Source organism: Streptomyces meridianus, from assembly GCF_023703325.1.
Lineage (GTDB): Bacteria > Actinomycetota > Actinomycetes > Streptomycetales > Streptomycetaceae > Streptomyces > Streptomyces meridianus.
In genome coordinates this window covers 86,922-101,058 of record NZ_JAMQGM010000014.1, presented here as the reverse complement: position 1 = coordinate 101,058, position 14,137 = coordinate 86,922, and the positions used below count along the sequence as shown (strand labels likewise).

Annotated in this window: 10 protein-coding genes; 5 read left to right on the top strand and 5 right to left on the bottom strand. The window is 71.0% G+C overall.

Annotated features, from left to right (window positions below):
* Positions 1-15: 15 nt before the first annotated feature.
* The 5 genes from M1E25_RS06250 (at position 16) to M1E25_RS06230 (ending at position 7,449) form a co-directional block, all read left to right on the top strand.
* The gene (locus M1E25_RS06250) at positions 16-804 is read left to right on the top strand and encodes an ATP-binding cassette domain-containing protein (RefSeq protein WP_251410892.1); all 789 of its coding nucleotides are present in this window, start codon (positions 16-18) and stop codon (positions 802-804) included.
* Positions 801-2,081 carry a sugar ABC transporter permease gene (locus M1E25_RS06245; RefSeq protein WP_251410889.1) on the top strand — a complete coding sequence of 427 codons (1,281 nt, stop codon included), beginning with the start codon at positions 801-803 and terminating at the stop codon, positions 2,079-2,081. Before M1E25_RS06250 ends, M1E25_RS06245 begins: the two co-directional genes overlap by 4 nt.
* Positions 2,082-2,271: 190 nt before the next feature.
* Complete coding sequence (gene dxs, locus M1E25_RS06240; protein ID WP_251410887.1) at positions 2,272-4,191, top strand: 1-deoxy-D-xylulose-5-phosphate synthase; 1,920 nt, start codon at positions 2,272-2,274, stop codon at positions 4,189-4,191.
* A gap of 153 nt (positions 4,192-4,344) precedes the next feature.
* The gene (locus tag M1E25_RS06235; protein ID WP_251410884.1) at positions 4,345-5,892 is read left to right on the top strand and encodes an amino acid permease; all 1,548 of its coding nucleotides are present in this window, start codon (positions 4,345-4,347) and stop codon (positions 5,890-5,892) included.
* A gap of 15 nt (positions 5,893-5,907) precedes the next feature.
* On the top strand, positions 5,908-7,449 hold the full coding sequence (locus M1E25_RS06230) for a glycosyltransferase family 39 protein (protein ID WP_251410881.1): 1,542 nt from the start codon (positions 5,908-5,910) through the stop codon (positions 7,447-7,449).
* A 60-nt stretch (positions 7,450-7,509) separates the two neighbouring features.
* Here the strand turns inward: M1E25_RS06230 and M1E25_RS06225 are convergent, their stop codons facing one another.
* The 5 genes from M1E25_RS06225 to M1E25_RS06205 form a co-directional block, all read right to left on the bottom strand.
* Positions 7,510-9,642 (bottom strand): 3-hydroxyacyl-CoA dehydrogenase NAD-binding domain-containing protein, encoded by a 2,133-nt coding sequence (locus M1E25_RS06225; protein WP_251410878.1) that lies wholly within the window; start codon positions 9,640-9,642, stop codon positions 7,510-7,512.
* Positions 9,639-10,859, bottom strand: a complete 1,221-nt coding sequence (locus M1E25_RS06220; RefSeq protein ID WP_251410875.1) for a thiolase family protein — start codon at positions 10,857-10,859, stop codon at positions 9,639-9,641. Before M1E25_RS06220 ends, M1E25_RS06225 begins: the two co-directional genes overlap by 4 nt.
* A gap of 322 nt (positions 10,860-11,181) precedes the next feature.
* Positions 11,182-12,474 carry an HRDC domain-containing protein gene (locus M1E25_RS06215; RefSeq protein WP_251410872.1) on the bottom strand — a complete coding sequence of 431 codons (1,293 nt, stop codon included), beginning with the start codon at positions 12,472-12,474 and terminating at the stop codon, positions 11,182-11,184.
* 83 nt (positions 12,475-12,557) lie between these two features.
* The gene (locus tag M1E25_RS06210; protein ID WP_251410868.1) at positions 12,558-13,220 is read right to left on the bottom strand and encodes a LuxR C-terminal-related transcriptional regulator; all 663 of its coding nucleotides are present in this window, start codon (positions 13,218-13,220) and stop codon (positions 12,558-12,560) included.
* 192 nt (positions 13,221-13,412) lie between these two features.
* Positions 13,413-14,054: a DUF3000 domain-containing protein gene (locus M1E25_RS06205; RefSeq protein ID WP_251410866.1), complete on the bottom strand. Its 642-nt coding sequence runs from the start codon at positions 14,052-14,054 to the stop codon at positions 13,413-13,415.
* Between the last annotated feature and the right edge of the window lie 83 nt (positions 14,055-14,137).

The following is a 14,137-nucleotide window of genomic DNA, read 5'->3' as shown; positions in this document are numbered from 1 at the left end:
CAGGCGGTGAAGGAGATGATTCACGTGTCCGCTGCGCCCGTGCTGGCGTTGCGCGGGGTCTCCAAACGGTTCGGCGCCGTCCAGGCGCTCACCGATGTCGATCTGGAGATCCGTGCCGGAGAAGTAGTCGCCCTCGTCGGCGACAACGGTGCCGGGAAGTCGACGCTCGTCAAGACGGTGGCGGGGGTCCACCCCATCGATGACGGAACCGTCGAGTGGAAAGGCCGGCCGGTCGAGATCAATCGGCCGCACGACGCCCAAGACCTCGGCATCGCGACCGTCTACCAGGACCTCGCGCTCTGCGACAACCTCGACGTCGTCGCCAACCTCTTCCTGGGGCGCGAGCTGCGCCGCGGCGGGGTCATCGACGAGGTCGCCATGGAGAAGCGCGCCAAGGAACTGCTGGACACCCTGTCCATCCGGATCCCCAGCGTCCGCATCCCGATCGCCTCGCTGTCCGGCGGTCAGCGCCAGGTCGTGGCCATCGCCCGCGCCCTCATCGGCGAGCCCGAGGTCGTCATCCTCGACGAGCCGACCGCGGCCCTCGGAGTCGAACAGACCGCCCAGGTCCTGGACCTGGTGGAACGGCTGCGCGAGCGAGGCCTCGGCGTGATTCTCATCAGCCACAACATGGCCGATGTGAAGGCCGTCGCCGACACGGTCGCCGTCCTGCGGCTCGGACGGAACAACGGCGTCTTCCCCGTGAAGGAGACCAGCCACGAGGAGATCATCGCCGCGATCACCGGGGCCACGGACAACGCCGTGACCCGTCGTCAGCAGCGCACCGCGGAGGCGGCATCATGACCGACACCGTCAAGAAGACGGACACCCCGCCGGCCCTCGACGACAGCGCCGCCCCCGCCCCGGTCACCGATCCCCGGCTGCTCGTCCGCGAACAGGGCTTCCGCGGCTACGTCACCGAGTTCAAGCGCAAGGTCCGCGGCGGAGAACTGGGCTCCATACCGGTGGTCCTCGGGCTGATCCTGATCGCCGTGATCTTCCAGTCGCAGGACAGCAGCTTCCTGTCCCCCGACAACCTCAGCAACATCGGCATCTACATCGCCGGCCCCGGGATCATGGCCGTAGGCGTCGTGTTCGTCCTGCTGCTCGGCGAGATAGACCTGTCCGTGGGGTCGGTCGCGGGCGTCGGTGCTGCCGTGTGGGCCGTACTGAGCACCGTGCACGGGATCGACGACGGCGTTGCGGTGCTGTGCGCCGTCGCCGCCGGTGCGGCGATCGGAACCGTCCACGGCTTCTTCTTCGCAAAGGTCGGGGTCCCCGCGTTCGTCGTGACCCTCGCCGGTTTCCTGGGCTGGAGCGGCCTGCAGATCTGGCTGATGGGCTCCGAGGGCACCATCAACACGCCCCGCGGCAGCCTGGTGGAGCAGCTCACCAACTTCTTCTTCGACGACATCGCCGCCGCCTACGGACTGGCGCTCGTGGCGGTGCTCGGCTACCTCGCGTCGATGCTGCTCGACAGCAGGCGCCGCAGGGAGGCGTCCCTGCCGTACCGACCGCTCAGCGAGGTCGCCCTGCGTACCGGCCTGCTCGCACTGGTCGCCTTCACCGCCGCCTACCAGCTCAACCAGGCCCGCGGGCTGCCGCTCGCCCTGGTGATCTTCCTCGCGGTGCTGGTGATCGCCGACTTCGTCTCCCGGCGGACCTCATACGGTCGGCAGATCTTCGCCTGCGGCGGCAGCACCGAAGCGGCCCGCCGGGCCGGTATCAACGTGGAGCGCGTGCGGATCACCGTTTTCATGATCGCCGGCACGCTGGCTGTCGTGGGCGGCCTGTTCATCGCCAGCCAGTCCGGTGGCGCGACGAAGAGCCTCGGGGCCGGAAACGTCCTGATGAACGTGATCGCCGCGGCCGTCATCGGAGGCACCAGCCTCTTCGGAGGCCGCGGAAAGATCTGGTCCGCCCTGCTCGGCATGCTGGTGATCCAGTCGATCATGCAGGGTCTGAACCTGCTGGGCATGGCCAGTGAGATCCAGTACATGATCACCGGTGCCGTCCTGCTCGCGGCCGTGGTCCTGGACTCGGTCTCGCGCCGGACCCAGAAGACGGCCGGCCGGGCCTGACCCGTACGACGTGTGCCCGGCGTGGGTCCTCCCGCGCCGGGCACACGTCCGTCCCGGCAGGTTCCCCGCCGGGGCTGAGCCGTTTGCGTGACATACATCGCACGGCCCGCCCGCCGGGCCCACGAGCGGAACACTAGACTCGGCGGACCGGCAAGTTCGTTTGGCGAAGCTCGACAGCAAGGAGGCACGGGTGGCGCTGCTGACCCGCATCAGGGGACCGCGCGATCTGGACCGGCTGGGCCCGGAGCAGCTGGAGCAGCTGGCCGGCGAGATCCGGACCTTCCTCGTCGACGCCGTGTCGAAGACCGGGGGCCACCTCGGACCCAACCTCGGTGTCGTCGAACTGACCATCGCTCTGCACCGCGTCTTCCACTCGCCCCAGGACAAGGTGCTCTTCGACACCGGCCACCAGAGCTACGTCCACAAGCTGCTCACGGGGCGTCAGGACTTCTCGAAGCTCAAGGGCAAGGGCGGCCTGTCGGGCTACCCGTCGCGCGCCGAGTCCGAGCACGACGTCATCGAGAACAGCCACGCCTCCACCGTGCTCGGCTGGGCGGACGGCCTGGCCAAGGCCAACGAGGTGCTGCGCCGCAACGACCACGTCGTCGCGGTCATCGGCGACGGCGCGCTCACCGGTGGCATGGCCTGGGAGGCACTCAACAACATCGCCGACGCCAAGGACCGTCCGCTCGTCATCGTCGTCAACGACAACGAGCGCTCCTACGCGCCCACCATCGGCGGTCTCGCCAACCACCTGGCCACGCTCCGCACCACCGACGGCTACGAGCGTTTCCTCGCCCGCGGCAAGGAGATGCTGCTGAACCGCACCCCCGTGGTCGGCAAACCGCTGTACGAGACGCTGCACGGCGCCAAGAAGGGCCTCAAGGACTTCATCGCCCCGCAGGGCATGTTCGAGGACCTCGGCCTGAAGTACGTCGGTCCGATCGACGGCCACGACATCGAGGCGCTGGAGTCCGCGCTGCAGCGCGCCAAGCGCTTCGGCGGTCCGGTCATCGTCCACTGCCTCACCCAGAAGGGCCGCGGCTACCAGCCCGCCGAGCAGGACGAGGCCGACCGTTTCCACGGCATCGGCAAGATCCACCCCGACACCGGCCTGCCGATCGCGGCCTCCGGCGCGGACTGGACCTCGGTCTTCAGCGAGGAGATGGTCGCACTCGGCCGGGAGCGCGAGGACATCGTCGCCATCACCGCAGCGATGATGCAGCCCGTGGGCCTCCAGGAGTTCGCCGACGAGTTCCCGGACCGCGTCTACGACGTGGGCATCGCCGAGCAGCACGCCGCCGTCTCCGCGGCCGGGCTGGCCACCGGCGGTCTGCACCCCGTCTTCGCCGTCTACGCCACCTTCCTCAACCGCGCCTTCGACCAGGTGCTGATGGACGTGGCCCTGCACAGGTGCGGGGTGACGTTCGTGCTCGATCGCGCCGGGGTCACCGGCACCGACGGCGCCTCGCACAACGGCATGTGGGACATGTCGATCCTGCAGGTCGTCCCGGGCCTGCGGATCGCTGCCCCGCGCGACGCCGACCAGGTGCGCGCCCAGTTGCGCGAGGCGGTCCGGGTCGACGACGCCCCCACGGTCGTGCGCTACTCCAAGGGCGCGGTCGGCCCGGCCGTCGAGGCGGTGGGCCGGATCGGCGGCATGGACGTCCTCAGCCGTCCGTCCGAGGGCACCCGTCCCGACGTCCTCCTGGTCTCGGTGGGCGCGCTCGCCCCGATGTGCCTGGAGATCGCCGATCTTCTCGACAAGCAGGGCTTCTCCACGACCGTGGTCGACCCGCGCTGGGTGAAGCCGGTCGACGAGCAGCTGCCCGCGCTCGCCGAGCAGCACCGCGTGGTGGTCACCGTCGAGGACAACATCCGTACCGGAGGCGTCGGTTCGGCGATCGCCCAGGCACTGCGGGACGCGGGCGTGGACGTGCCGCTGCGTGACTTCGGCATCCCGGAGCGGTTCCTCGACCATGCCAGCCGCAAGGAGATCCTCGCCGAGATCGGGCTGACCGCCCCGGACATCGCCCGGCAGATCACCGGGCTGGTCTCCAAGCTCGACGGCCGTTACGACAAGGAGCCCGCCGAGGCGGCGCGCGACTGACGTCGCATCCGCGTACTGCGCACCGGGCCGGTCGGATTCCCTCTCGAGGGTGGTCCGACCGGCCCATTCGTGGTTCCGGTCGGGCATCTGATCGGGTGAATCCCCGGGCCCGCTGCTGTGTGCGGACCCGGACGCACCTCCGCTGCGAGAACGATGACGCGGACGAAGACGCGTGGAGGTACGCCGGTGAGCATCGAGGACGACGCGAGCAGCCGATCCGGAGGCTGGCTCCGGACCAAGTCGGTCGAGCAGTCCATCAAGGACACCGAGGAGCCCGAGCACGCGCTGCGCCGGTCGCTCTCCGCCCTCGACCTCACGGTCTTCGGCGTCGGCGTCATCATCGGCACCGGCATCTTCGTCCTCACCGGTGCCGTGGCCAAGGAGAACGCAGGCCCGGCCACCGCGCTCGCGTTCGTCGTCGCAGGCATCGTGTGCGCTCTCGCCGCCCTCTGCTATGCCGAGTTCGCCTCCACCGTGCCCGTAGCCGGATCGGCGTACACGTTCTCCTACGCGTCCCTGGGAGAGCTTGCCGCCTGGATCATCGGCTGGGACCTGATCCTCGAGTTCGCGCTGGGCACCGCGGTGGTGGCCGTCGGCTGGTCGGGATACATCAGATCGCTGATGGACAACATCGGCTGGAGTCTTCCGCAGGCCCTGTCGGGTACCAGCGACGAGACAGGCTTCGGGTTCGATCTCCTCGCGTTCCTGCTGGTGCTGCTGCTGACCGGCATCCTCGTCGCGGGCATGAAGCTGTCCGCACGGGTCACCCAGGTCGTCGTCGCCATCAAGGTGACCGTCGTGCTGATCGTCATCGTCGCCGGTGCCTTCTTCATCGACAGCGCCAACTACGACCCGTTCGTCCCTCCGGCCAAGGGAACCGTCGAGGGGGCCGGGCTCCAGGCCCCGCTCATCCAGCTGATGTTCGGCTACGAGCCGACGAACTTCGGCGTGCAGGGCATCTTCACCGCCGCAGCCGTGGTCTTCTTCGCCTTCATCGGCTTCGACATCGTGGCGACGGCCGCGGAGGAGACCCGGAATCCGCAGCGCGACATGCCCCGCGGCATCCTCGGCTCGCTGTTCATCTGCACCGCGCTCTACGTGGCGGTGTCCATCGTCGTGACCGGCATGCAGAAGTACACCGAGCTCAGCGTCGACGCACCGCTCGCCGACGCCTTCAAGGCCACCGGGCACCCCTTCTACGCCGGTGTCATCAGCTTCGGCGCCGCGGTCGGCCTCACCACGGTGTGCCTGATCCTGCTGCTCGGGCAGACCCGGGTGTTCTTCGCCATGAGCCGCGACGGGCTGCTCCCGCGCTTCTTCTCCCGCGTGCACCCCCGGTTCGGCACGCCCTACCGCTCGACCATCCTGCTCGGCGGGATCATCGCCGTCATCGCGGGATTCACCAGCATCTCGGAACTGGCGGCCCTGGTGAACATCGGCACGCTCTTCGCGTTCGTCGTGGTGGCCGTCGGCGTCGTCATCCTGCGTCGCACCCGTCCGGAGCTGCCCCGGGCGTTCCGCACTCCGCTGGTGCCGCTGCTGCCCGCTCTCTCCGTCCTCGCCTCGCTCTGGCTGATGATCAACCTCCCGGCCGAGACCTGGGTGCGGTTCGGGATCTGGATGGTCATCGGCGTCCTTCTCTACTTCGTCTACGGGCGCAGCCACAGTCGGCTGAACCCACCGGCCGGGATCCACCGGTAACCCGGGCCGGAGGCCATGTCAGCGCCGCCTCTGCGCACCGTCACGACCCGAACGCCGGCGTCGGTCGCCGTTCCCGCCCCGCGTCCCGCCGTCCCGCGGCCGGCCGGGCGCCCTGCTTCCGGCGGGCGGCTCCGCTGGTCCCGGCTGCTGCCCCTCCTGGCCGCGGTGGCCCTGCTGACCCGGCTGCCGTCCTTCTTGCGGCAGGTGTGGAGCCCGGACGAGGGGTATCTCGCGACCCAGGCCCGGATGCTCGCCGCGGGGGGATCCCTGTACGACACGGTGGTCGACCGGAAGCCGCCCCTGCTTCCCTGGCTGTACCAGGGCGCGTTCGCGCTCTTCGGCGACGACTCGCTGCTGCCGCTGCGCGTTGCCGCGGTGTTCGCCCAGTTCGCCACTGCGGCACTGCTCGCGGCCGTCGCCCTGCACCGGTGGGGACCGCGGGCGGGCTGGGCTGCCGGGGTGCTGTTCCTGCTGGTCTCACTCGGTCTCAACCCGCAGGACACGCAGGCCGCGACGTTCGAGGTGTTCATACTTCCGTTCACCGTAGCGGCCGTCCGGTGCGCGGAACGCCGTCACTGGGCGGCTGCCGGGCTCTGTGTGGCAGCCGCCGCGCTCACCAAGCAGACCGGCGGGGCCGTGCTGCTTCCGGTGCTCTGGCTGCTCTGGCGGCAGACGGCTCCCGGGCGCCGTGCGCCGGCCGTCCGGCGGACAGCCTGCGGCCTGGTGCTTCCCGTGCTGGGCGCAGCGCTCGCCACCGAGCCGTCCGGCTTTCTGTTCTGGACCGTCACGGGCTCCGGGGAGTACGCCTCGTTCACCGGCTCGGAGATGCACGTGCTGCTGCGGGCCGTGGCCAGCGCCATGCTGCTGTCCGGCGCCGCGATCGGGCTTCTCGCGGCCCTGGCCGAGGCGGGCCGCCGGGCCTCCTCCGGCTGCCCGGCGGCCGGGGGGCGCGCTCCCGACCTGTGGCTGTGGCTGGTGGCGTCGGCGGTGGCCGTGGCGGCGGGCTTCCACTTCTTCGGCCACTACTACCTCCAGCTGGTCCCCCCGCTGGTCCTCCTCGGGACGGCCGCACTGGCCGCGCTGCCGCCCGTTCGCGCCGTCCGGAGAGCCCTGACGACTGTCGTCCCGTGTCTGGCCTTCCTCGTCTGGGGCCTGCTCGCGCCGCGGCCGGAGCTCGATCACGCGCGGCAGGTCGCGGCGGCGGTGCGGGCGCGCACGCCGGCCGGGGCGCGGGTGTTCATCTGGGGGATGCACCCCGAGCAGTACTGGCTGGCCGGGCGCACCCCCGCCAGCCGTTATCTGACGGCCGGTCTGCTCACCAACTTCAGTGGCGGCCGGGACGGTCCCCGGGTGGGCGAGAAGTACGCGGTGCGCGGCGGCTGGGCAGCCTTCCACGAGGAAATGCGCACCGGGCCACCCGAGTTGATCGTCGACGACTCGCGGGGCAAGCCCTACGCACCGGAGCGTGTGCCGCCCCTGAGGTCGTTGCTGCGGGCCCGCTACGAGCCGGTCGCCACGGTGGACGGGGCGGTTCTCTACGGGCCCCGGAAGGGCTGACCGGCGCAGCGGCGCCCGCCCTCCCCGAGGGGAGGACGGGCGCCGGTGTCCGAGGGAGGGTCAGGCGGACGGGACGCTCGCGACGCCCTGTTCCAGGAACCGCTTGCCGTTGACCCGCTCGGAGACTCCCTCACGGTCCAGGTACGGCGTGATGCCACCCAGGTGGAACGGCCAGCCGGCGCCGGTGATCAGGCACAGGTCGATGTCCTGTGCCTCGGCGACGACGCCCTCGTCGAGCATCAGGCCGATCTCCTGGGCGACGGCGTCGAGGACGCGGTCGCGCGCCTGCTCCTCCGTCAGAGCGGAGTCGCCCTGCTGCATGAGGGCCGCGACCTCGGGGTCGAGCTCGGGCTTCCCGGAGTCGTGGACGAAGAAGCCGCGCTTGCCCGCCTTGACGACGGCTGCCAGGTTCGCGGACACCGTGAAGCGGTCCGGGAACGCGCGGTTGAGCGTCTCCGACACGTGCAGCGCGACGGCCGGACCGACCAGCTCCAGCAGCTGGAGCGGCGACATCGGCAGGCCGAGCGGCTCGATCGCCTTCTCCGCGGTGGCAATCGGGGTGCCCTCGTCGATGACGTTCTGGATCTCGCCCATGAAGCGGGTCAGGATCCGGTTCACGACGAACGCCGGGGCGTCCTTGCACAGCACCGCGGTCTTCTTCAGCTTCTTCGCGACGGTGAAGGCCGTGGCCAGCGAGGCGTCGTCGGTCTTCTCGCCGCGCACGATCTCCAGCAGCGGGAGGATCGCGACCGGGTTGAAGAAGTGGAAGCCGACGACCCGCTCCGGGTGCTCGAGCTTCGAGGCCATCTCGGTGACGGACAGCGAGGAGGTGTTGGTGGCGAGGATCGCGTGGGCCGGGACGACTTCCTCGAGCTCCGCGAACACCTTCTGCTTGACGCCCATCTCCTCGAAGACGGCCTCGATGACGAAGTCCGCGTCGGCGAAGGCCACGGCCTTGTCGAGCGAGCCCGTGACCAGTGCCTTGAGGCGGTTGGCCTTGTCCTGGTTGACACGGCCCTTGAGCAGCAGCTTGTCGATCTCCTCGTGGACGTAGCCCACGCCCTTGTCGACGCGCTCCTGGTCGATGTCGGTGAGCACCACCGGCACCTCGAGGCGGCGCACGAACAGCATCGCCAGCTGCGAGGCCATCAGACCGGCGCCCACGACGCCCACCTTGCCGACCGGGCGGGCCAGGCTCTTGTCCGGAGCGCCGGCGGGCCGCTTGGCGCGCTTCTGCACCAGGTTGAAGGCGTAGATGCCGCTGCGCAGCTCGCCGCCCATGATCAGGTCCGCGAGGGCCCGGTCCTCGGCGTCGAAGCCGGCTCGCAGGTCGCCGTTCCTGGCCTGGGCGATGATGTCCAGGGCCCGGTAGGCGGCCGGGGCGGCGCCGTGCACCTTGGCATCGGCGATCGCCTTGCCGCGGGCGACGGCCTGCTCCCAGCCCTCACCGCGGTCGATCTCGGGGCGGGAGACCTCGATTTCGCCGCGCAGCACGGCCGATGTCCAGATCAGCGACTGCTCGAGGAAGTCGGCGCCCTCGAAGAGCGCGTCGGCGATCCCGAGTTCGAAGACCTTCTTGCCCTTGAGCTGCCGGTTCTGGTTGAGCGAGTTCTCGATGATCACGCTGACCGCGCGGTCGGCGCCGATCAGGTTCGGCAGGATCGCGCAGCCGCCCCAGCCCGGGACCAGGCCCAGGAAGACCTCGGGGAGGGAGAAGGCCGGCAGCGCGGCCGAGACGGTGCGGTAGGTGCAGTGCAGGCCGGCCTCGACGCCGCCGCCCATCGCCGCGCCGTTGTAGTAGGCGAACGTCGGCACGGCGAGCGAGGACAGACGCTTGAAGACGTCGTGGCCGCCCTTGCCGATGGCCAGCGCCTCCTCGTGGCGCTTCAGCAGCTCGACGCCCTTGAGGTCGGCGCCGACGGCGAAGATGAACGGCTTGCCGGTGAGGCCGACGCCGACGATTCCGCCCTCGGCGGCCTCCTTCTCGACCTGGTCGATAGCGGCGTTGAGGTTCGCCAGCGACTGCGGGCCGAAGGTGGTCGGCTTGGTGTGGTCGAAGCCGTTGTCCAGGGTGATGAGCGCGAAGCGCCCGGCGCCCTGGGGGAGGTCGAGGTGGCGTACGTGCGCCTGGGTCACGACCTCGTCGGGGAACAGCTCGGCCGCCCCCTTGAGAAGCTCTGCGGTCGTCGTCACTTGCTGCCTCCGTCGAAGTGCGGGTTCTCCCAGATCACGGTGCCGCCCATGCCGAAGCCGACGCACATGGTGGTCAGGCCGTAGCGGACGTGCGGCTGCTCCTCGAACTGCCGTGCCAGCTGCGTCATCAGGCGCACACCGGAGGATGCCAGCGGGTGGCCGAAGGCGATGGCGCCGCCGTACTGGTTGACGCGCGGGTCGTCGTCGGCGATGCCGTAGTGGTCGAGCAGGGCGAGCACCTGGACGGCGAACGCCTCGTTGATCTCGAACAGGCCGATGTCGTCGATGGTCAGGCCGGCCTGGGCCAGGGCCCTCTCGGTCGCCGGTACCGGGCCGACGCCCATGACCTCGGGCTCGACTCCGGCGAAGGAGTAGGCCACCAGACGCATCTTCACCGGCAGGCCGAGCTCTCGTGCCACGTCCTCGGCAGCGATGAGCGAGGCGGTGGCGCCGTCGTTGAGGCCGGCGGCGTTGCCCGCGGTCACCCGGCCGGCGGTGCGGAACGGCGTCTTGAGGCCGGCCAGGCTTTCCAGGGTGGTGCCCGGACGCATCGGCTCGTCGGCGGTGGCCAGGCCCCAGCCCGTCTCGCCCGCCTCGGGGCTGGTGCGGCGCACGGAGATCGGGACCAGGTCGGACTGGATCTTCCCGTCGGCGTAGGCCTTGGCGGCCTTCTCCTGGCTGCGCACGGCGAACTCGTCGGCGCGCTGCTTCGTCAGGTGCGGGAACCGGTCGTGCAGGTTCTCCGCGGTCATGCCCATGAACATCGCCGACTCGTCGACGAGCTTCTCCGACACGAAGCGCGGGTTGGGGTCGACGCCTTCACCCATCGGGTGGCGCCCCATGTGCTCGACGCCACCGGCGACCACGACGTCGTACGCGCCGAAGGCGATGGAGCCGGCCGTGGTCGTCACGGCGGTCATCGCGCCCGCGCACATGCGGTCGATGGAGTAGCCGGGAACCGACTGGGGCAGGCCCGCGAGGATGCTCGCGGTGCGGCCGAGGGTCAGGCCCTGGTCGCCGATCTGTGTCGTGGCGGCGAGGGCGACCTCGTCGATGCGCTCCGGCGGCAGGTCGGGGTTGCGGCGCAGCAGCTCACGGATGCACTTGACGACGAGGTCGTCGGCACGGGTCTCGTGGTAGATGCCCTTCGGGCCCGCCTTGCCGAACGGGGTGCGGACGCCGTCGACGAAGACGACGTCCCTAGCGGTACGAGGCACGTTGGCTCTCCTCCTGATGCGGAACGGGCACTGCACAGGGCCCACCGCGGGATTGCCCACGGCGGCGGCTCCTCCGTCATGCTACTTGTGGGTAACCAAGCTGCCCAGTCCTGACGCCGGGAGCGGTGCAGATCACATGGCAAAGCCTGCCGGGCGGCGCCGCCTCACGGGGGCCGCAACGGCGGGTGGCGCGAGGATTCCGCCGGGTCGCGTGACGGAGGGCCCGGCGGGCGGGCGCGGTGCGGTGCCCGACCGGTGCGGACGCAGTGCGGTCGGTGCGGACGCGGCGGCGAGCCGTCGCTTGGGCCGGTGCCGTGAGCCGTCAGTCCGACGTCGCCGTCAGCGCCCCGGCCAGCAGCGTGGACGTCTGCTCGACCTGCCAGGGGCGTGCGCCGTGCGCAGTGAGGAAGGCGGCGACCGCCTCGGTGCCGGGCTCGGCCGGGGGCTCCCAGCACAGCCGGCGCACCGTGTCGGGGGTGATCAGGTTCTCCTGCGGCAGGTTCAGCTGCTCGGCCAGGCCCGACACGGCGGCGCGTGCGGCGGACAGGCGGGCCGCCGCCACCGGATCCTTGTCGGCCCAGGCGCGCGGGGGCGGCGGGCCACCGGCCGGCGGCCCCGGCTGGGGCAGCTCTGACTCGGGCAGGGCACGCGCCCGGTCGATCGCCGACTGCCACTGCTCCAGCTGCCGGCGGCCGGTGCGCCCGAACCCGGGGAGGGAGGCGAGGGCCTGGACGTTCGCCGGGACGGACAGGGCCGCCTCGACGACGGCCGCGTCTCCCAGGACCTTGCCGGGGGAGACGTCCCGTCGCTGGGCGATGCGGTCGCGGACCGTCCACAGCTCCCGCACCACGGCCATCTGCCGGCGCCTGCGGATCTTGTGCATGCCGGAGGTCCGGCGCCAGGGGTCCTTGCGCGGCGCCGGGGGCGGGGTGCTCGCCACGGCTTCGAACTCCTGGAGGGCCCATTCGAGCTTGCCCTGCTCCCGGAGCTCCTCCTCGAGCGCATGGCGCAGGTCGATGAGCAGTTCGACGTCGAGAGCGGCGTAGCGCAGCCATGGTTCGGGCAGTGGCCGAGTGGACCAGTCGACCGCCGAGTGGCCCTTCTCGAGGGCGTAGCCGAGGACGTTCTCCACCATTGCGCCGAGGCCCACCCGGGCGAAGCCGGCGAGCCGGCCTGCCAGCTCGGTGTCGAAGAGACGGGTGGGGATCATGCCTATGTCCCGCAGGCAGGGCAGGTCCTGGCTCGCGGCGTGCAGTACCCACTCGGCGTCCGCGACGGCCCGGCCGAGCGCGGAGAAGTCGGGGCAGCCGACGGGGTCGATCAGGGCGCTGCCCGCACCGGCACGGCGCAGCTGGACGAGATAGGCGCGCTGGCCGTAGCGGTACCCCGAGGCGCGTTCGGCGTCCACGGCCAGCGGGCCGGTGCCCGCGGCGAAGTCCTCGACCAGTGCCTGGAAGTCCTCCGCTGTGGAGGTCACCGGGGGGATGCCCTCACGCGGCTCGAGCAGGGGGACCGGCGCCGGACGGTCGGATTCCGCAACGTCGGCGGTCGATGTCGCGGTCCCTCCGGAGGCTCGCAGTGTCGTCTCGGCTGCGGTTTCTTGGGCGTCGGTCACGCGTCAAGGGTATCGGTGCACGCAATGTGCCCGCCGACGGAAACGTTCCGTCGGCGGGCACCGGGCTCGAAGAGGGGGAGGATTCAGTGGATGATTCCGGTCCGCAGGGCGACGGCCACCATGCCCGCGCGGTCGCCGGTGCCGAGCTTGCGGGCGATCCGGGCGAGGTGGCTCTTCACCGTCAGGGCCGAGAGCCCCATGGAGACGCCGATGGCCTTGTTGGACTGGCCCTCCGCCACCAGCCGCAGCACCTCGACCTCCCGGCCGGACAGCTCGCGGTAGGCGCCCGGGTGGCCGGGGACACCCGGAGGCCGGCGCTGCATACGGGCTGCGGCGGCTCCGACCGGTGTGTGTCCGGGCCGGCCGGGGAGGCCGATGTTGGTCCGCGTCCCGGTGACGACGTACCCCTTGACGCCGCCGGCCAGAGCGTTGCGGACGGCGCCGATGTCGTCGGCTGCCGAGAGGGCGAGGCCGTTGGGCCAGCCTGCTGCCCTGGTCTCCGAGAGCAGGGTGAGGCCCGACCCGTCGGGCAGGTGGACATCGGCGACGCAGATGTCCCGGGGGTTGCCGACTCGGGGACGGGCCTCCGCGATCGACGACGCCTCGATCACGTCACGCACCCCGAGGGCCCACAGATGGCGGGTCACGGTGGAGCGGACGCGGGGGTCGGCCACGACCACCATGGCCGTCGGCTTGTTCGGGCGGTAGGCGACCAGGCTTGCGGGCTGCTCGAGGAGAACGGACACCAGGCCTCCTGGGGAGTGGCGTGACGGGGGCCGACCAGTGGGAAAGTCGGGGCGATCCGTACGGGAAGGTTTAATGACTCCTTCGGCAGCATCCTGTTGAGCCTTTAGGCAATGATCACGAATTGATGAGAGACATTTCGGGCAAATAGGACGCACGAGCGATCGCTGGGGACAGGTGTGTGACCCGCTTGGTCAGCGGGGCTGCGGCCCGCGCCGCTGGCGCAGGGACAGCACTGCCGCATCTCCGGAGTCCGCCGGCGGGAGCCCCGCGATCTGGCAGATCAGCTCGCACCAGGCGGTCAGGTGGGCCGCGGTGTCCGGCACCCCTCCGGGGCCCTCGGCCGGCGTCCAGGAGGCGCGGATCTCGATCTGGGTCGCGGGCGTGCGCGACGCCAGTGCTCCGAAGTAGTGCGATCCGGCCAGGGTCACCGTCGCGCTCGGTTCGCCGTGCTCGACTCCCCGGGACTCGAACGCTCCGGTCAGCCACGACCAGCACACCTCTGGCAGCAGCGGGTCTGCCGCCATTTCGGGCTCCAGCTCCGCCCGCACCAGCGTGACCAGGCGGAACGTCCCGTTCCATGCCTCGTGCCCATCGGGAGCGTGGAGGAGGACCAGCCGGCCGTCGGAGAGGTCCTCGCCGTCCTGGACGACAGCCGCCTCGAGCGCGTGGGTGAAGGGGGCGAGCCGCTGAGGCGGGCGGGTCGCCTCGACTTCGACCTCCGGCCGCAGCTGGGCGCCGTGCAGCGCCTCCACCGCACGCCGGAAGGGCAGCGGCGTGTCCTCGGCACCGTTCAGCATGTCCCCGCCGTCCCCGTGTTCTCGAGCCCCAGCCATGCCGGGAAGACTAGGCGGAACGGGCGCGCGCCGGGGGGAGGGACACCCGGGTGGACGCAGCCTGTCGGCCGCGCGTGCGAAGA